The 18,846-nt window shown below is 45.5% G+C and carries 20 protein-coding genes; 18 read left to right on the top strand and 2 right to left on the bottom strand.

Annotated features, from left to right (window positions below; all coding sequences use genetic code 11):
• Nucleotides 1–7: 7 nt before the first annotated feature.
• The 9 genes from tatC to FQV28_RS12835 all read left to right on the top strand — a co-directional run bounded on the left by tatC (nucleotide 8) and on the right by FQV28_RS12835 (nucleotide 7,142).
• On the top strand, nucleotides 8–868 hold the full coding sequence (gene tatC / locus FQV28_RS12865) for a twin-arginine translocase subunit TatC (protein WP_146496900.1): 861 nt from the start codon (nucleotides 8–10) through the stop codon (nucleotides 866–868).
• Nucleotides 869–1,024: 156 nt separating this feature from the next.
• A complete protein-coding gene (locus tag FQV28_RS12860; protein WP_146496899.1) occupies nucleotides 1,025–1,498 on the top strand; it encodes a GNAT family N-acetyltransferase in 474 nt (157 codons plus the stop codon).
• Nucleotides 1,499–2,025: 527 nt separating this feature from the next.
• Nucleotides 2,026–2,532, top strand: coding sequence for a GrpB family protein (locus tag FQV28_RS12855; protein WP_146496898.1), 507 nt, complete (start codon nucleotides 2,026–2,028; stop codon nucleotides 2,530–2,532).
• Nucleotides 2,533–2,537: 5 nt separating this feature from the next.
• Nucleotides 2,538–2,945 carry an NUDIX hydrolase gene (locus FQV28_RS12850; RefSeq protein WP_146497117.1) on the top strand — a complete coding sequence of 136 codons (408 nt, stop codon included), beginning with the start codon at nucleotides 2,538–2,540 and terminating at the stop codon, nucleotides 2,943–2,945.
• Between the two features lie 88 nt (nucleotides 2,946–3,033).
• On the top strand, nucleotides 3,034–3,210 hold the full coding sequence (locus tag FQV28_RS19270; RefSeq protein WP_186763872.1) for a hypothetical protein: 177 nt from the start codon (nucleotides 3,034–3,036) through the stop codon (nucleotides 3,208–3,210).
• A gap of 63 nt (nucleotides 3,211–3,273) precedes the next feature.
• Nucleotides 3,274–4,227: a magnesium transporter CorA family protein gene (locus FQV28_RS12845; protein ID WP_146496897.1), complete on the top strand. Its 954-nt coding sequence runs from the start codon at nucleotides 3,274–3,276 to the stop codon at nucleotides 4,225–4,227.
• Nucleotides 4,228–4,339: 112 nt separating this feature from the next.
• Nucleotides 4,340–4,477, top strand: a complete 138-nt coding sequence (locus FQV28_RS19265; RefSeq protein WP_186763871.1) for a hypothetical protein — start codon at nucleotides 4,340–4,342, stop codon at nucleotides 4,475–4,477.
• A 96-nt stretch (nucleotides 4,478–4,573) separates the two neighbouring features.
• Nucleotides 4,574–6,208 carry a ribosomal protection-like ABC-F family protein gene (gene abc-f, locus FQV28_RS12840; RefSeq protein WP_146496896.1) on the top strand — a complete coding sequence of 545 codons (1,635 nt, stop codon included), beginning with the start codon at nucleotides 4,574–4,576 and terminating at the stop codon, nucleotides 6,206–6,208.
• A gap of 157 nt (nucleotides 6,209–6,365) precedes the next feature.
• Nucleotides 6,366–7,142, top strand: a complete 777-nt coding sequence (locus tag FQV28_RS12835) for a PAS domain-containing protein (RefSeq protein ID WP_146496895.1) — start codon at nucleotides 6,366–6,368, stop codon at nucleotides 7,140–7,142.
• Nucleotides 7,143–7,155: 13 nt separating this feature from the next.
• Here FQV28_RS12835 and FQV28_RS12830 read toward each other — a convergent pair whose 3' ends face one another.
• Nucleotides 7,156–7,479 carry a winged helix-turn-helix transcriptional regulator gene (locus FQV28_RS12830; protein WP_146496894.1) on the bottom strand — a complete coding sequence of 108 codons (324 nt, stop codon included), beginning with the start codon at nucleotides 7,477–7,479 and terminating at the stop codon, nucleotides 7,156–7,158.
• A 127-nt stretch (nucleotides 7,480–7,606) separates the two neighbouring features.
• On the opposite strand from FQV28_RS12830, the gene FQV28_RS12825 reads away from it, so the two are divergent.
• Complete coding sequence (locus tag FQV28_RS12825; RefSeq protein ID WP_146496893.1) at nucleotides 7,607–8,458, top strand: VOC family protein; 852 nt, start codon at nucleotides 7,607–7,609, stop codon at nucleotides 8,456–8,458.
• A gap of 175 nt (nucleotides 8,459–8,633) precedes the next feature.
• Here the strand turns inward: FQV28_RS12825 and FQV28_RS12820 are convergent, their stop codons facing one another.
• Nucleotides 8,634–8,876 carry a hypothetical protein gene (locus tag FQV28_RS12820; RefSeq protein WP_255472938.1) on the bottom strand — a complete coding sequence of 81 codons (243 nt, stop codon included), beginning with the start codon at nucleotides 8,874–8,876 and terminating at the stop codon, nucleotides 8,634–8,636.
• A 153-nt stretch (nucleotides 8,877–9,029) separates the two neighbouring features.
• Between FQV28_RS12820 and FQV28_RS12815 the strand changes: the two genes are divergently transcribed.
• The 8 genes from FQV28_RS12815 (at nucleotide 9,030) to FQV28_RS12780 (ending at nucleotide 18,771) form a co-directional block, all read left to right on the top strand.
• The gene (locus tag FQV28_RS12815; protein ID WP_146496891.1) at nucleotides 9,030–10,106 is read left to right on the top strand and encodes an NAD(P)H-dependent flavin oxidoreductase; all 1,077 of its coding nucleotides are present in this window, start codon (nucleotides 9,030–9,032) and stop codon (nucleotides 10,104–10,106) included.
• A 160-nt stretch (nucleotides 10,107–10,266) separates the two neighbouring features.
• Nucleotides 10,267–11,958, top strand: a complete 1,692-nt coding sequence (locus tag FQV28_RS12810; protein ID WP_146496890.1) for a hypothetical protein — start codon at nucleotides 10,267–10,269, stop codon at nucleotides 11,956–11,958.
• 114 nt (nucleotides 11,959–12,072) lie between these two features.
• The gene (locus tag FQV28_RS12805) at nucleotides 12,073–13,200 is read left to right on the top strand and encodes a CAP domain-containing protein (RefSeq protein ID WP_146496889.1); all 1,128 of its coding nucleotides are present in this window, start codon (nucleotides 12,073–12,075) and stop codon (nucleotides 13,198–13,200) included.
• Between the two features lie 146 nt (nucleotides 13,201–13,346).
• The gene (locus FQV28_RS12800) at nucleotides 13,347–14,429 is read left to right on the top strand and encodes an AI-2E family transporter (RefSeq protein WP_146496888.1); all 1,083 of its coding nucleotides are present in this window, start codon (nucleotides 13,347–13,349) and stop codon (nucleotides 14,427–14,429) included.
• A 107-nt stretch (nucleotides 14,430–14,536) separates the two neighbouring features.
• On the top strand, nucleotides 14,537–14,980 hold the full coding sequence (locus FQV28_RS12795) for a MarR family winged helix-turn-helix transcriptional regulator (RefSeq protein ID WP_146496887.1): 444 nt from the start codon (nucleotides 14,537–14,539) through the stop codon (nucleotides 14,978–14,980).
• A gap of 3 nt (nucleotides 14,981–14,983) precedes the next feature.
• On the top strand, nucleotides 14,984–17,611 hold the full coding sequence (locus FQV28_RS12790; RefSeq protein ID WP_146496886.1) for an MMPL family transporter: 2,628 nt from the start codon (nucleotides 14,984–14,986) through the stop codon (nucleotides 17,609–17,611).
• A 240-nt stretch (nucleotides 17,612–17,851) separates the two neighbouring features.
• The gene (locus tag FQV28_RS12785; protein WP_146496885.1) at nucleotides 17,852–18,304 is read left to right on the top strand and encodes a hypothetical protein; all 453 of its coding nucleotides are present in this window, start codon (nucleotides 17,852–17,854) and stop codon (nucleotides 18,302–18,304) included.
• Nucleotides 18,304–18,771, top strand: a complete 468-nt coding sequence (locus FQV28_RS12780; protein WP_146496884.1) for a GNAT family N-acetyltransferase — start codon at nucleotides 18,304–18,306, stop codon at nucleotides 18,769–18,771. The genes FQV28_RS12785 and FQV28_RS12780 overlap by 1 nt, the downstream gene beginning before the upstream one ends.
• The last annotated feature ends 75 nt before the right edge of the window (nucleotides 18,772–18,846 follow it).

Genomic DNA, 18,846 nt, shown 5'->3' with positions numbered 1-18,846 from the left:
TGGTTAAATGGATCCGTATGGAGAGCGAAAATTAGTAAGTCCGTTGCATAAAAAAGCGGCGCCACCAGAAAGCTCTGCAGAAAAAACACAGGCTAAGCCTCCTGATCAAGCCGAAGCGCCCACCCCGCCAAACGGGCCAGAGAAAGAACCGGATACTCATGTAGAAACACTGGTAGACCATTTAGGCGATTTGCGGAAGCAGCTGATAAAAAGTGCTATCGTTTTTCTCATCTTTTTGGTTGTGGTTTTTTCCACAATAAATTACTGGTTTCCTCATGTGGTGAAAGGGCATGACCTAGTGATTCTTGGTCCGTTGGAAGTCATTAAATTTTACACTTCCATTTCGATGACACTGGCACTTGGACTTTCTTTGCCTTTCCTTTGTTATTTCTTATGGCAATTTGTGAAACCTGGATTAAAAGAAGAAGAGACGAAATTCATTGGCCTGTACTCACCGGTCATGCTTCTTCTGTTTATTTTAGGTGTGGCATTCGGTTATTTTATAGTCAACCCATTAAGCTACCAATTTTTAGTTGGCATGGGAGCGGTCAATTTTGCAGTGATGATATCAGCGAGTGAATATATTCACTTTTTGATCATGACAACCGTCCCATTAGGCCTTTTGTTTGAATTGCCGATTGTCGCCTTATTTCTGTCTTCAATCGGATTGCTGACATCAAATTCGATGAAAAAGGTCCGTAAATACTCGTATATCGTCATTGCCATCGTATCAGCGCTTATCACGCCGCCAGACTTCATCAGCCAACTGATTGTCTTGGTTCCGATGGTCGTTTTATATGAAGCAAGCATTTACGTGATTAAAAAACTTGAAGTGAAAAAAGCAAATGTAGAATCACCTACTGTTTAATAGCCAAAGAGAAACTGTGCAACCGCTCAGTTTCTCTTTTTAGTTGATAGAAAATTCTGATTGTGCAGTGGAATTCACAAAGAAACTCCTATACACTGAATAAGAACGCGAAAGAACATGGCGAAACCATGCACACCATAATGAGGAGGCTACAATATGACCGTAAAACTAAAAAAAATTGATGATTTAACAGCGGTGGATGTCTCGAAATTAGTGGAAGAAAGCGAAGCTGAAGGGTATCGTTTTCTTAAGCGATTGGTCAGCCAGTATGAAGATGGCACCAATACATTTAACAAAGCGGGTGAAGTGCTTTATGGTGTATGGGATGGGCGGGATGAGCTTGTGGCTATCGGCGGTTTAAATCGCGACCCCTATTCGACTAAGGGGGGTGTCGGTAGGCTGCGACGGTTTTATATCTCTCAGCACGTACGGAGGCAGGGGATTGGCACAATGCTGCTAAAAGAAATTATCAATCATGGCCGTGGCCATTTTAACGAAATTGTGGTGCGGACGGATTCTGCAAATGCGGATGCTTTCTACCGGGCAAATGGATTTTCGGCAGACCTTGGACTGCCGGATGCAACCCACGGTTTAAGATTAGACGATGCTTACAGCAAAGCAGCAGAGTAAGTAAATATAGAAAAGCGGCTTGCAGCGGCAAGCCGCTTTTCAGGCTGTCGAGAAACTCTTGTTGCTCTTTTCACATTGCGCTCCAGACGGACGCTTTCCGCGGGGTGCGGCCTGAGCCTCCTCGCTCGCTGGCGCTCCCTGCGGGGTCTCAGGACTCGCACCATTCCCGCAGGAGTCGCCGCCTTCCGCTGCATGTCGCTTCTTTTCATTCGCTTTGGAGATGCTCTACACTCCTGATTGTTTGGGCTAATTTGCGACAAAGCTAGCGTAGCGATGCAGGAGCACAAGGTTTTCGAAGCGGTGGAGGAGGCTTGGCGCGCTCGCCCGCGGCATTTAAAACATATGCTCCTGCGCAAGCTCGTCGCAAAGCTATTGGCCAAAATAACTTCGGCCAATAGCTTCGCAGCTGTTTGGCGAACTATCGGTTAAGGAATGCTCGCTCATACAACGTTAACTTTTTCAACAAGCTGAAAAGCGACTTGCACTGCAAGCCGCTTTTTCTCGTAAATGCTCATAGGAGGAGAAAAATGAGAAGAGTTGTAGTCACTGAATACAACCCGGAATGGAAATGGCAATTTGACTTGGCAGCGAGCGAAATCCAAAAAGTTCTTGCTGAGGAATGCCTTGCTGTTCATCATATCGGCAGCACCTCGATTCAAGGGATGGCGGCAAAACCGGTGATAGATTTGATGCCGGTGGTAAGGGATATTGAACAAATCGATCGATTTAATAACGAACTGGAGAAATTGGGCTATGTCGCCAAGGGAGAAAATGGCTTGCCCGGCAGACGTTATTTTCAAAGGGGCGGAGATGAACGCACTCACCATGTCCATGTCTATCAAGAAGGGAGTGTGGAAATCATGCGCCACTTGGCTTTTCGTGATTATCTTCGGGAAAATCCCCGCATTGCAGAAGAATATGGTACGTTAAAAAAGAAGCTGGCAAAAGAAAATCCCTGCAATATTGAAAAATACATTGAAGGAAAAGAAGCTTTGGTACTTCAAATTGAAAAACGAGCAATGGGAGCGATTTGATGGAAATGTCGAACTGGAAAGGCGCAGCAGGAGTTTGCGTCAATGAAAAAAATGAAGTATTGCTGGTACTGCAAGGACCTCCTGGAGAAGAGAAAAAATGGGGTGTGCCATCAGGAGGCCAAGAAACCGGGGAAACGCTCCAAGAAAGCTGCGAACGGGAGTTTCTCGAGGGAACTGGTTTAAGGGTCCGGGCCATTGAAGAGTTGAAGGTGAAAAGCGGTACTTATGAAAATGCCGCGGTTTCATTTGAACTCCATTATTTCAGAGCCGAGCTAATTGGCGGGGAAATCGTTCTTCTTGATGGAGATGAATGGATTGCAGATGTTGCATGGAAACCGATCGCCGAGCTCAGGGAATTGGATTTAGCATACCCCGATGATATTCCGTTGATTGAATCGCTAGTGAACAACTAACGGCGAAAACGCACGATGCGATTATCGAGATTACTTTGATTGTAAAATGGGTATTTGGAAGATAATCATAATCTTAGGAGGAGCAACGATGAAAAAGGACGACCACGAAGGCGAAGAACTGATCCCAAGAGTTGAGCCGCACCGGGATGTTCCCCCTGCGCCTGAAAAGGATTTTGAGTTGTTGCCGGATAAAGACTTGGAGTATAAAGAAAATTCGAACGAAAAATATAGAGACACCGATCAAAACAACCAAATCGATAAGTAAAGCAAGCCTGCGGCGGCTTGCTTTTTCAATCGGATGAATAGTAGAGACAAGGAGGGATCCGTGATGCCGCAGCATTCATTTGAAAATGGGATTTGGCAAGAAGGAGATGTGGAAAACGAAAATTTCCAGAAGTTTATGCCGGAAAATACGAGGATGCATTCTTGGATACGGGAATCCAAAGACATAGCGGTCAACGTTTTACATACGGAAACCTCAATCCCAGGGCACGAGGCAATTTGGGGTTCATTGGTGTTCAGGCAAAGCCAGCAGCAAAGAAGCGCGCGCGACGTTTTTCATTTTTATCTATCCAAAGAAGCTTTAGTGACGAACGATATTGCTTTTGAAACGGATGAAGACTTGAACGAAGAAGCCATTCTCCGGCAAATGCAGAACGCATCGACTTCAATTGAACTCATGATGATTTTGCTTGGGAAAATGGCCAATGCCATCCTCCGGAAAATTGACCTTTTTGAAGAGCGCCTCCACAATCTATTATGGGCTATCGAAGAAAAAAATGATAAGAAGACATTCGAGGAAATCCAAAGTGTCCGCCATGAGATTTTTTTATGGAAACACCTTGTTATTGGCTTTTTGGAAATCAAAATGGTCATCCCTGAAGTATTTGGAAAAGCGGTGCTAGAAGAACCGGAATTTTACCGCACGTCTATGCGGATTGACCGCTGTGCCATGCTAGTGGATTCTTATGAAGATGAAATCAATAACTTGGTTGACATGGAAAACGTCATTGCTAGCTACCGTGGAAATGAAATCGCTAAAACCTTGACGGTCTTGGCAACACTGTTCACCCCGCTTATGGCTTTTGGTGGGCTGTGGGGCATGAACTTCGATAATATGCCGGAGCTGCACTGGTCATTTGGCTACCCGATGGCACTTGCACTCATTATCTTCACTACCTTAGTTTTGTATCTTTATTTGAAACGGCGCGGCTGGATAGGTGACGTTTTAAAACAGCCAGTCCGCAATCAAAATACAACGGATGATAGAACGGGAGTATAAATTCCTGTTCTTTTCTTTTTGCATAAAAATCAAAAAAGAATATTCTGATTTCTATTGACGGGTTTCTTCGCTTCGCCTATTATAAAAGAAATGAACGAAGGAGGTGGGTAAGATGAATCATACTGGTAAGCGCATGTCGGAATGTGAACAATATTTATACATCCTTCATGCCGTTTTTTTCACTGGAGTAGCTGCAAGGGACAAGTCTGTCCTTTTTCAGACAACTGCATTGAGTGGAAATAACCAGTAAGAGACATCTGCCTGCGAACGGTTTTATTCGAAAAGGCATGCGTCTGTGCATGCCTTTTTTGTATGGCTGCGTCTCTTCAACGAAAGGGAGAGAACAATGATTATTAGCCAATTTCAACAAATTATGTGCCATTTTGCGACACAAAAATTATTTAATCATATAAAAGGCGAAGTTGCAGAGGGGCAGCGAATCGGCTTGGTCGGCCGTAACGGTGAAGGGAAAACAACGCTGTTGAATGTGTTGTCCGGTAACTTACAGCCGACCGAAGGAATGGTGACGTGGAAGAAAGGGTGTGCTGTGGGGCTACTGAAGCAATCTTCGGATGAAGACGGGAAACTGACGGTTTATCAGCTGCTATCGTCTGTGTTTTCGGAATTGGCGGCGGTTCAACTGCAATTAGCCGCGATGGAAACTTCGATGGCAACAGCTTCTCCAGAAGAAATGGAACGGTTGCTGTCTCGCTACGGCAAGCTGCAAGATGACTTTATTCAACGGGGCGGCTATGAAATTGATGTCCGGATCGACCAAGTGCTGAACGGCTTGAAAATCAAGCACTTGAAGTTGGAAAAGTGGGGCCATCTTAGCGGAGGCGAACGGACAAAAGTGGGGCTTGCGAAGCTGCTGCTGCAAGAACCCGACCTGCTGCTGCTCGATGAACCGACCAACCACTTGGATCTGGAAGCCATTGAGTGGCTTGCAGGGTTTATTGCCCATTACAAAGGGACAATCGTGTTGGTTTCGCATGACCGTTATTTCCTTGATGAAACGGTAACCCATATTTGGGAACTGGATCAAGGCGATTTGACCCAGTACAAAGGGAATTATTCGGCTTATGTAAAAGAACGGGAAGCCCGGCTATTGATCGAATTCCAGCAGTACCAAGACCAGCAAAAGAAAATCCAAAAGATGAAAGAAACGATCAAGCGGTTGAAAGAGTGGGCAAACCGGGCCAATCCGCCAAATGCCGGCATGCATAGAAGAGCCAAGAGCATGGAGAAGGCATTAGCCCGAATTGACGTTTTAGAGCGTCCGGTCTTATCGAAAAAACAAATGGCGCTTGATTTTCAGGCGAAAGACCGCAGCGGGAAAGATGTGGTCCGGATGGAAGAGGTTTGGAAAGAGTTCGGCGACCGGACCCTATTCCAAGATGTTTCCATGCATGTCCGTTATGGAGAACGCGTAGCGATTGTCGGTTCCAATGGAACAGGGAAAACCACACTGCTGAATATGATTTTGGGGAAGGAGTCCGTGGATGCCGGAGAGATCCGGCTTGGCAGCGGACTGTCGATCGGCTATTTGTCCCAGCATACATTGGAAATGGACAATGACCGGACAATCATCCAGGAATTCCGTGATGTGGTGCCGGTTTCAGAATATGATGCCCGTCCGCTGTTGGCGAAATTTCTGTTTTTCGGCAATATGGTATTCCAGCCAGTCCGTCAATTGAGCGGTGGGGAGCGCATGCGGCTCCGACTGGCCCAGTTAATGCACATGAACCACAACTTGCTTGTTTTAGATGAGCCGACCAATCATTTGGACTTGGAGGCGAAAGAAGTGATGGAAGAAGCGCTCGCTGATTTTCCAGGAACCATCATTTCGGTCTCACACGACCGGTATTTCCTGGACAAGCTTTTTCCGGTCACGTATTGGCTCCGTGACGAAACAATTGAACGCTATGATGGAAACTACACCTTTGCAAGAGAAAAGAAAAAGGCGGTAGCCGTGAAGTGACGGCAGAGCCAGTCAGGTGAATTCCAGTAATCAGAAGAAGTGCACTTTTATGGTGTGCTTCTTTCTTTATTTAAATGTATAAAGCGGGCGGCAAGAATAGTCTTATGCGATAATGGGTATACAGTAAACATTAAAATGAATAATAAGGTGGAACACTATGCCAGCTATAGGAAAAATACCGGAAACGATTTCGTTATTACACGCCTTGGATTACATTGGCGAAACCATTATGATCGCTGATGATACATATACAATAAGATGGATGAACTCAGAGGCATGCAGATTGCTGACGGAGGTTGTGCCCTTATTTGGCCTGGATAATTGCCAGGAGCTGATCGGCATGAATATGGACGATTTCCATAGGCAGCCTGAACGCCAAAGACGGATCATGGAACAGTTGGATGAAACTCACCGGTCTCGAGTTGCTATCCGCAATGAGTTTGTAACGGATATTATCATCACGCCAATTAAAAATAACGAAGAAGCAATTGAAGGTTACATTGTTATGCTGATGGATGTAACGACGCAGGCAGAAGAGCAGAAACGAAGTGAAAAATTAATCAAGGAACTGTCCATTCCCATTCTTAGCATCTGGGAGAAGACAATCGCACTGCCGTTGATCGGCCAGTTTGATAAAGACCGTTCGGATCAGCTGCTGGCCACAGTCTTGGCGGAGTGTTCGAAAAAAGGTATTGAGCATGTTCTAGTCGATCTGAGCGGAACCACGGAATTTGAAAACCAGATTCGCTACCAAATCCAAATGCTGACAGATAGTCTGAAGCTTATCGGAACCGATTGCATCTTGGTTGGCATCAGCCCTAAACTGGCGATGTCTATTGTCCACCTGGGGAGCAAGACGAAAACGTTCAGCACAGCCTATGAAGGGCTAAAGTATATTATCGATCGTCAAGAAAAAAACAGCTTATCCTATTAACGGATAAGCTGTTTTATTTGGTTTCAATCGGTTCTACCCAAGTTTGGGACCAACTTTGGATTTCATCCATAACTGGTTTTAACGCGATGCCTTTTTCGGTCAACCGGTATTCAATTCGCACAGGTGTTTCCGGATAGACGGAGCGGATCACCAGTCCGTTTGCTTCCAGGTTTTTCAAACGTTCAGACAAGAGGCGGCCGCTTATTCCGATGGCTTCAGTGAGCTGGCTAAAGCGCTGCGGCCCTGCTAATAATTGATATATGATCAAGCCGGTCCAACGCTGGCTTAAAATTGAGATGGCATTTTCAAAACGCGGGCAAATAAGAGATGTATCCATGGTTCTTCACTCCTTTCTACTATAATAACAAAAAAAACTGTAAATTAAAAGAATAGGGTTACTTGACAACTCATTGTTATTAAAATAACATTAGTTACATAAAGTAACTAAATGGAGGAGGGAAAGGATGAATTTTCATCAAAAACCAGTTACCCATGTGGCTGAAGTGGGTTTAAAGGTATTGGATTTAACGGAAATGATTCGATTCTATACAGAAACGATAGGGTTGAGTGTACTGTCCCGCACAGAAAAAAAGGCAGTGCTTGGAGTGGCGGGACGGGAGTTATTAGTTTTAGAGGCGACTGAGGGGTTAACGCCGAAGCGCGGGCGCTATGCAGGCCTTTATCATTTTGCAATTTTACTTCCAAACCGCAAAGAGCTCGGGAAAATTTTGCTTCACCTTCATTACCGGGGCATTGAACTTGGATCATCGGACCATTTGGTAAGTGAAGCGCTGTATTTATCTGACCCAGAAGGAAATGGAATTGAGATTTACCGTGACCGGGACGCGTCGGAATGGAATTGGAACAATGGTGAAATTGCTATGGCTGTCGATCCGCTTGATGCGGAAGAAATCGTCAAAGTTGCAGAGGAATCTGGAGAAACGTGGCAAGGAATGCCGGCTGGCACCGTAATGGGGCACATTCACCTGCATGTGTCAGATCTTTCGCAGGCAAAAGATTTCTATGTGGATGGCCTCGGCTTTGGAGTTGTTGCTTCAATGGGGCGGCAAGCCTTATTTATCGCAGATCAGAGTTACCATCACCATATCGGCTTGAACGTTTGGAACGGCATGGGCGTCCCAATGCTTCCTGAGAAAACGGCTGGATTAGGTTATTACACCTTGAACTTTGATACCGAGGAAACACGAAGCGCTATAGCAGCTCAGCTTCGTGAAATTGGTGCAGATGTCGTAGAGCGCGAAAACTACTTGGAAACAAGAGATCCAGCCGGAAATGCGATTCGTTTAGCTGTTTGATTACCGCGTAAAACGCGGCGAGTGCTGGTAAGAAAGTCGATTCGCCCGTTTGATCGTGAAAAGTCCATATAAGAGCCCAGAAATTCATATGGAAAATTGCTGAAAAAAATTGACTGACAAAGAAGATAGGCGGCCAGGAAATCGTTAAGGAACGATGCCTGGTCGCCTATTTATATTAATCGCGGTAAGGGTTCTCGCAACTGTTATCCAAATTCATGTAAAAATTCGTTATTTTATGTGCTGTAGCAACTAGCGGCTCTAAAGAGAATTCATTTTGTGTGGCTATTTCGGCAGAATGGTGTTGGCGCGTTTCGATGTAAGCCCGCATTCTTTCGTCGCTTTTCCATTCTTCAAGAGGGTTGCCGATAAAAATCATAAGAATCAATCCAAATGCACCGACGATTAAGGTGATGCCCAAAAGTGAAAGGAACCCCTTCATAGTAATAATCCCGCCTTTTTATGTCTGCTTTTTAATAAGAACGACAAGGATTGCGAAAAAGTTCCCGTTTGAAGAAAATTGCCAGTTGCGGGATACTGAGGAAAGATGGCAAAGAATGATAGGAGGAAGGAAATGGTTTCATTAAAAACACCGATTTGTGAATTGTTTGGCATTGAATATCCGATTATCCAGGCGGGTATGGCAGGGGGGGCGACTACGGTAGAGTTGGTTTCTTCAGTCAGCGGCGCAGGAGGGCTTGGCACGCTTGGAGCCGCGTACATGGCACCCTATGAGCTCCGGACGGCAATCAATGAGATAAATTCCCGGACATCAAAGCCGTTTGGCGTCAATTTGTTTGCAGCGGAAGCGGTGGATGATTTTTCGCGGCTTGAAGACGTTCAGGAAATCTTAAATTCTTTTCGGATGGAATTAGGGATTTCCGATCCGTCTGCCCCTTTGTCATCTCCCGACTGGAACAAAGAACAATTCGAGATTTGCTTGGAATTGGGTGTTCCAATCATTAGTACAGCTTTTGGGCTTTTGTCAGCCGGACAGATGGCGCGCGCAAAAAGCAAGAACATCAAAGTTGTGGCGATGGTAACGACTGTAGCAGAAGCGGAGGCAGCGGAAAGTGCGGGTGTGGATGCCATCGTTGCGCAAGGCAGTGAAGCTGGAGGGCATCGCGGTACATTTACGCTTGATAAACATCCATTTGGGGCGCAAATTGGGACGATGTCGCTTGTGCCTCAAGTAGTGGATGCAGTCAGGGTTCCGGTGATTGCAGCAGGCGGAATTGTGGACGGCCGCGGACTTGCAGCTTCGCTTGTTCTTGGCGCCCAAGCGGTTCAGATTGGAACGCGTTTTCTTTCTTCCAAAGAATCTGGCGCACATAAAGTGTACAAACAGGCATTGTTCGATAGCACGGAGGAAAGCACCGTCATCACTAAAAGTTTTTCCGGCCGGCCGGCGCGCGGCATCAAGAACCGTTTTATCGAAGAGTTTGAGCTGGCAAAAGTTGAGCCGCTGCCCTTTCCTTCGCAAAATACCCTCACCAAAGATATCCGTGCAGCGGCAGGGAAGGCGGCGAACCCTGAATTTATGTCCCTGTGGGCAGGCCAGACGACGCGCATGCTGACGCACGAAATGCCAGCCGCCGATATCGTGCGTACAATTAAGCAAGAAGCGGACCGGCTGTTCAAAGGGGGATGAGTTTGAAAAGGTGGGCTCCGAGCTTCTTCGGAGCCTGCTTTTTATGTATCAGTGTAAGGCGGCTCAGCGAATCGGCAGGAGATCAAGATGAAACTTCTCTCTCCTTTATCCGTATATAGTAAGTGTAGAGAATCATTCGGAAATAGAGGGGAATTTAATTATGGGAAGTATTATCTTGTTCGCGGCTATTGCCGCTTTAGCCGCTGCGCTTGTCGCTTCGCCGTTGACAGAAGGCAAACCGTCAAAGCGCGGTAAAGAAAAAGGCACTCTAGCGGCACGGCTTGTAGGGGTTGTGGTTATGTTGGTGTTTTTCACGGCATTGATTACAGCGTACTATTATTTTACGAATCTGGACCTCAATTTATTGTCGCTATGGCCATTGTTTATAGTGGTGGCAGCGCTCGGATTTTTCGCTTCCAGCGGCATTGAACAAAAAGTGAAAGGTCTGCTGTTTGTGGCTTCGCTGGTTTTAGGCGCCTATGTCTTATCCGCTCCATTGTTCAATGCGACGGAAAAGTTCAACGCGGTCGAAATGGATGAGGAAATGGAAATTACAGCGTTTGACGAAACGCAAACGCCGGCAAGTGTGCCGCCTCAATTTGCCCGCAATAAAATGAAAAAAGCATTCGGGCAAGTACCTGACACAAGCTATTATGAATTGGGAAATCTACAGATCCAAAAAGTGGACGGGGAATATGTTTATATCGCGCCAGTTGAATTCTCTGGATTTTTCAAATGGCGAAACGCGGATGTTACGCCGGGTTATTTTACGATGAGCGCAACCGATGCAGCAGCCAACCCAAAATTCATGGCTGCTGAAATGGCGTATACGCCTTCTTCTTATTTCAATAAAAACATCGAACGCCATATGCGCATAGAAAACCCGGAAGCGGTTTTCTATGGAGATCCGCAGCTTGAAATAGATGATAGCGGCAAACCGTTTTACATCCGGTCGTATGGGGAATTCATTTCAGCTCGCAATGGATTTAAAGTAAAAGGGATCGTCGCGGTCGACCCAGCTTCCGGAGCGGTTGAAACATATCCATTAGCTGAAGTGCCAGCGTTTATCGATGGAGCCGTTTCTCCTGAATCGGTCAGTTTGGAGAATGATTATTACGGGGAATATGTCCACGGATTCTGGAACAGTGTTTTTGGCAAGAAAGACGTAAAACTGCCTTCAAATGAAGGAACGGAGGCTAACGTCAGCCCGATATTTGACGCAGCAGGAGACATGTTCTATTTTACGGACTTTACCAGCCCGAAAGAAGGCGTAGATTCGATGCTAGGCTATTCCTTAACGAATGCACGGACAGGCGAATCGACATACTTCACCGGCAATATGGAAGATTCTTATATGGATTCTCGAGGCAATTTGCAAATTATTGAAAAGCAGTTTATCGAGAAAGAATGGTCTGGAGCCATGCCGGTGCTATATAACTTTTACGGTGAAACAAGCTGGTTGACGCCGGTGCTTGATTCTAATGGCTTCTTGCAAAACTATTTCATTGTTTCTGCGGCGAATCCGGAGATATCGGTTTACGCAGCTACGCCAAATGATGCATTGCGTTCATATAAAACGGCTCTTCAGCGTGGCGGAAGCACAGTCAACGGAACCTCGGATTCGGAAGACGCGAAAACTACGGGTATTGTCGAACGTGTCTTTAAGGAAAAAGCGGGAGACTTTACAGTGGTGTCATTCTTGCTTAAGGATGGAACCAATTACATTGTCTCTTCTGAAAATGCGCCTTTGGCTATTTATTTGGAAGAAGGCGATGATGTCTCCTTAACTTACTCGCAGACAGGAGAATTGTTCCTGCCGGTAAAAGAACTGGGAATCAAAGAAATCGAATAAGCAAAGTGAAGGCCCTGCCGCTACTATGCACAGGGCTTTCTTTTTCAGAGCTGAGCGTTATTGCTTTATAGTTTTGGCACCGGCAATTAAAATGAGGGGAAAGAGGTGATGCACTTGCGGAAAATATTTTGGCTATTGGTCATACTGGTGCTTGCATATGCAGCGCGTCCATTATGGGAAGAAAAAGCCAATGAATATGTGGATTTGAGTTTTTTGGATCCAATTGATCAAGCCATTGAAAATATAGCGGAAAGTGCGGAAGTGGCAAAAGCGCTGGATGGCGCCAAGAATCTCACTGTCCGCCTCGGAGGAGAACTTCAGTCGTTGGTTACCGATAATTCGCTTGAGGCTCCAGAAGCCGTGGCAAAACCGGACATTGCAGAAACAGATTCTCTTTTTGCGGTCCATAATGTCACCCTTGGCATGACAAAAGAAGAAGCACAGGCGAAAGTTGGCTTGCCGCTGCGCTTGATGCGCAATGAGTATGGCGCAGACTGGCACAGCTACCATAAAAACTATCAAAATTACGTCTTGCTTTCCTATGACAAAGAAGGCAAGGTCAATGGCATGTACACCAACCAAGCCCTCATTTCATCGACCGAAAACCTGTCGATGGATTCGACGAAAGAGGAAGTGCGCAAAGCGCTAGGGGCACCACTCCAACATCTTCAAAAAGGAAATGTCCAGTATATTTTGGATACTCGGGATGAATATGATATGTACAAAATCGATGATGTGTATGTTACGGTTTTCTACGACATCCATGAAGAGAATACCGTTTCGGCCATTCAAGTGATTCGCGAAGATCTGGAAGAACAGCGGTCAGGCATTTATGCAGAGCCGAGCGATGAGCTGCGGAAAGGATCGGAATTTCTGTTGTTTGAGCTGACCAATTCAACACGCGTCCAGCGAGGTCTGCCAATTTTAAAATGGGATGATGAAGTCGCAGAAACCGCCCGAAAACATAGCGAGGACATGGCAGCCAATCACTATTTCAGCCATACAAACCAGCAAGGGCAATCGCCTTTCGACCGGATGGAAGAAGACGGAATCCAATTTTTTGTAGCCGGTGAAAATCTGGCTTATGGCCAATACAGCAGCATCTTCGCGCATGAAGGCTTGATGAATTCCATGGGCCATCGGGAAAACATTGTCAAAGCCGACTATGGGTATTTAGGGATTGGAGCGGCATTCAATAAGGAAAATCAGCCTTATTTCACGGAAAACTTCTTTAACCGGTAACAGGCATCTGCATATTATGCGGATGCCTTTTTTTGTTTGGGATAGATTTCTGATTCGAATAGAAATAGAATACTTCGAATCAAGTTAGAAAAAAGAGCTTTCGTGGTAAACTACCTTTATATTCAAATAGAAGGGATGTGCATTAGTTGACGAGTAAGCTTTGGTTTCAAGCGGGTATCGGAATTATACTTGCTTTAGTTATTATCCGTTTATTCATAGAAGTTCAAGCAATATTCGATCCGCTGTTTATCATTGCGCAAACAATTTTTGTGCCATTGTTGCTTGGGGGAGTTCTGTTTTATTTAACAAGGCCAATTCTTTATTTTTTGGAGAAAAGAAAGTTTCCGAAATGGTCGGCAATATTAATTATTATATTTCTCATCATTCTTGTTTTTTGGTTGCTCTATAGAATGGTTGGCCCCATCGTGACAGATCAGGTTAATGCATTGGCCGAAAATGCTCCGGAAATCATTGAAAATACCGAAAGCTATATCCAGTATCTGCTGGATCAGCGGGACCGGCTTCCGGCTTCGGTAGAAGAGCAGCTGACCGGGGTAACGGAACAGTTTGGCGCAAGAGCGGCAGGCATCGGAACATGGGTATTGTCGTTCCTGACAAGTTTTGTTTCAGGCTTGTTTACGCTCGTTCTCGTGCCGTTCTTCCTTATCTACTTACTGATCGATCACCGTAAATTCGTGCCGTTCATTTCCGGATTCTTCTCAGGCGCACGATGCAGATGGATCCGCAAGACGATGCACGACATTGACCATACGCTGCAAGCATATATCCAAGGACAATTGTTCGTCAGCTTTTTAGTCGGCGTTATGCTGTTGATCGGTTACCTGATTATCGGTCTCGAGTATGCATTGCTGCTCGCTCTTATCGGTATGGCAACAAACGTCATCCCGTTTTTGGGGCCTTACATCGCCGTTGTTCCGGCAATTATTATTGCGCTAGTGCAAGAACCAATTATGGCAGTGTATGTCCTCGTCGTGATGCTTGTTGCCCAGCAGATCGAAAGCAACTTCATCACGCCGAACGTCATGGGCAATGCGTTGGATGTCCATCCGCTGACCGTTATCACGCTTATCTTAGCAGCTGGTAACATTGCTGGTTTATGGGGAATCATCCTGGCCATCCCGGTTTATGCTGTGATTAAAGCGATTGCCAAAAACGTCTATGCACGGCGCCAAGAAATCGGCCATACCGTTGTTAAAGATGTAGAGTAAGAAAACCTGTGGACTTGATCCACAGGTTTTTTTTCTGTAAAAAGTGTATCGCTTGACGTCATAAAGTTTACCCCCTAAACTATTAATTAGTTTAGGGGGTAAACTTTATGGATGCAAGAATAAAAGAAGCGGTGGATTTGTTTCAAGAAGTGATGTTTTACGGAACAGAACGTGTCATACGAGCGGTGGATAACCCGTTGTGGAACGAGTATTCACCTGAGCAAATACAGACATTAAAGCTTATCAGCAAAGAAGGGAAAATTACTTCAAGCCGCTTGGCCCTTTTACAGTCTGTCCATAAAAGTGCCATTTCAAGCCGTATCAAGAAGTTGCTTCAAAAAGATTTGATTCAAATTGTTCAAACGGAAGACCGAAGAGAGAAATTGCTGGAATTGACAGAGACGGGAAAAGAAGTGCTTGAGCAATCCGATAAAGTATTGACGGATTATCTCGGGAAGCTTTTGTCCGATCAAGTCAACGACGAAGAAATCGAGCAGTTTTTAACAATTTTCCGCAAGTTGAAAGAAATCATAAAAATGGATGGAGTGTAAGGAATGCGTACAGTATTAAAGTTAAAATGGCCGATTACCATCGGTTTGCTCGTTATTACAGTCGCTTTGTTTTTACTGGCGCCAAATCTAGCGGAACAAGCGGAACAGGCTGGATCATTCCAGCTGTCCGATGAAGCATCTTCCCAAGTTGCGGCCACAATCTTAAGTGAGGCCGATGCAGCCGAACAAACCATTTCACTCGTCATTCCCCTTGAAGACGGAATCGACAGTTCAATGCGTGAAACACTCGAACAAATGGTTGGGGAAATTGAAGAGTTAGGCGATCCGGTTACAAGCGTCTTGAATCCGGTCGAAAGCAAGGAGCTTGAAGAACAACTGATTTCAGAAGACCAAAAAACGGTACTGATGCCGATTATGGTAGATGGAACAGATGAAGAAGTAAATGCGGTAGCCGATGAAATTCGGGATACCATTATTCCAGAAGATGTGACAGCTTACATAACTGGAGAAGCCATTATTAATAACGATGTCAATATTAGTGCGCAAGAAGGGTTAAAGCGTACCGAGATCATTACGGTAGTGTTGATATTCGCTTTGCTTTTAGCGGTATTCCGCTCGATCGTTACGCCGTTCATTCCGCTTGTTGCAGTCGGAATTTCGTATTTGTTGAGCCAATCGATCGTAGCATATTTCATTGATTGGTTTGGCTTCCCGGTTTCAAATTACACGCAGATCTTCCTCGTAGCGATTCTTTTCGGAATTGGGACTGATTATTGCATCTTATTGTTAAGCCGCTATAAAGAAGAATTGTCGGCTGGACACGATACGGTGGAAGCCATTGTCAACACCTATAAAACAGCAGGCAGAACGCTTCTGATCAGCGGAATTGCTGTATTCATCGGATTTTTTGCCATCGGCTTTGCCGAATTCCCGATTTTTAAATCGGCGGTGGCAGTCGCAGTCGGAATTTTCGTATTGCTGCTTGTCTTGTTTACAGTCGTGCCATTCTTCATGGCATTGCTGAAAGAAAAACTTTTCTGGCCGGCAAAAAAATCGGCTTCACACAATGACAGCAAACTATGGATTTCAATGAGCAAATTGTCCATCAACCGCCCATTATTGTCCATGCTGGTAGTGGCCATCATTACCGTGCCTCTTCTTTTCACGTATGACAATTCATTGTCTTTCAATACAGTCGATGAAATCGGTTCGGAATATGAATCGGTCAAAGGGCTTCGCGCCATTGAAGCAGGCTTTGGCAAAGGCGATTCCTTGCCGGTCCAAGTGATTGTAAAATCCGATGATTCACTGACTGAAGAAGAGATTGTTCCTTATTTCGAATCGCTCAGCCGCGAAATTGAAAAAATTGATGGAGTTGAAGCGGTTCGTACTGTGACTCGTCCAACCGGCGAGGTCATTGAAGACTTGTACGTCGACAATCAAATCGGTTTACTGGCCGATGGGATTTCAGAAGCGCGCAATGGTCTTGGTGAAGTCCAAACTGGTTTGAGCGAAATTGAAACCAGCCTCTCCGGAATCAGCGCCCAAACCAATGGCGCTGGGGGTCTTGGCGAAGCAGCGGCAAGTCTTTCCCAAATCAACGAACAGCTTGCTTTGACAAACCAAGGCTTGCAGCAAACTGGCAACATCCAACAAACTGCAGGTGCATTGTCGGGCATCAGCGGCGGGCTTACGCAAATTCAACAAGGGTTGGCGGGTGCAGCCGGCCAGACAGGGGAACTCGGCACCGGCCTTTCCCAGCTTGCTGATGGGGTAGGTGCTTCAAACGAAGGAATTATCCAAATCCAGGACGGTTTGACAGAAGCAACGGACATGATGCAGGAAATGAGTGACAGCCAAGCGGCAAGCGACACGGGGCTTTTCATTCCTGATGGCACGCTTGAAGATGAAGAGTTTGCTCAAGTGCTTGACCGTTATGCGTTTGCAGACGGTACAGGCATGAAGCTGGAGGTTGTGTTGGCGGAAGATCCTTATTCGCCGGCAGCGATTGATATCACGGCAGATGTGAAAGATGCAGTGGAGCGTACTGTGATGTCCACGCCTTTGGAAGGTGCGGACATTGCCTACAGCGGCATTTCAAGCATCAACAATGATTTGCAGGAAGTATCTTCTAGCGACTTCTCTAAAACAGTAACAATCATGTTAGTCAGTTTGTTCATCGTGCTGGCAATTCTATTCCGTTCATTGATCATGCCGCTTTACATGATCGGTTCACTGTTGTTGACGTATTATACGTCGATTTCGATAGCGGAACTGATTTTCGTGAATGGGCTTGGTTATGACGGCATCAGCTGGGCAGTTCCATTCTTCGGTTTTGTCATGCTGGTCGCGCTCGGCGTCGACTATTCGATTTTCCTTCTCGATCGCTTCCGCGAAGAAGCGCATCGGGGAATCAGTGTCCGTGAAGCAATGGCCATTTCCATGGCGAAAATGGGCACCGTCATCATTACAGCCGCCATTATTTTGGCGGGGACATTTGGTGCCATGATGCCATCCGGCGTCTTGAGCCTTGTGCAGATTGCGACAATCGTCATTACGGGATTGCTGCTTTACGGGTTGATCGTCTTGCCGTTATTGATTCCAGCAATTTCGGTATCGTTCGACCGCGGCGTCTGGTGGCCGTTTGTGGGTAAAAAAGCGAAGAATTGACGAAAAAGCTGCGTCCGCGCAGCTTTTTTTGTTTGGATGGTGATTTCCAGAATTTGCTTCATGAAGTTTTGGGGCGTCAACATGAACTCATGGAAGATTAACATGAACTGTTAGCCTTTCAACAGGCGCTCCGGCCGTTTGATCATTACGAATTGCGCTTCTTACAGCAATCCACCCAAAAAAGCCCCTTTTTCATGCTATAATGTTCAAAGAATGAACCATAAGAAACGGGGTAAACAGATGCTGACTTTTGAACAAAAACTAGAAATTATAGAATCATTCCCGGAATTGACACGTAAAGATGTGTCGATGAAGCGCGTGAATTTTCATTTTGAAGAAAGCCTATATGACAAAAAAATAGTAGTGTACCACCTTCACCCGAACGGCAATGGGTTTGTTTATGTAGGAGACTTGCCGCATTATGAAGCGGATGACAAAGGCTTCGTGAATATCCGGGAGTTTAATGAGAGGGAACTGCGTACGGTCATTGCCGATGCCCTCGATTATTTGTCGCTTGAACCCGAACCGCCATATGAAAAAACATGGACAAACCGTGAGAATGTCAAATTGCTCCTGGCGTATGAAGAACCGTTCTGGAACATTTATACAGGAAAAAACCTGGAAGAAAGTTTCGGCACATTTGACGATGCGAAAGATTACCTTTTAGACCAAGGATTCCGGGAGAAAAACTAATGAACATCCGGCAGCTGCGCGAAAACGAACCATTGCCAATGGAATTGCTGCTCGAGGCGGATCCGTCTGAAGAGCTGGTGCTTGCATATGCAAGCACCGGTTTTTGTTATATCGCAGAGGATCAAGGCTGGAAAATTGGCGCGTATATCCTTTTGCCGCTTACTAAAACCGCAATCGAAATAAAAAATATAGTCCTCCAAACTTCTGAAAGAGGCAAAGGTTCCGGAAAAGAGCTGATAAAGCATGCGCTTTCCGAAGCGCAGCGTATGGGCTATGAAACAGTGGAAATCGGCACGGGAAATTCAAGCATTGACCAGATTGCCTTCTATCAAAAATGCGGCTTCCGCATCGTTTCGATCGACCGGAATTTCTTTGTCCGCCATTACCCGGAGCCGATTTTTGAAAATGGCATCCAATGCCGTGATATGATCCGCCTGGAATATAAAATAGAAGCTTCCTTCATCTGAAGGAAGTTTTTTTATTCGAACGTAATTTTTATTACTCTTTAGCGAATTGATGATTGCCTTTTAAAGTAATTTAAA

The sequence above is a fragment of the Planomicrobium sp. CPCC 101079 genome (assembly GCF_007859275.1).
In the GTDB taxonomy this organism is placed as follows: domain Bacteria; phylum Bacillota; class Bacilli; order Bacillales_A; family Planococcaceae; genus Planococcus.
This window is presented reverse-complemented; position numbering and strand designations above follow the sequence as displayed.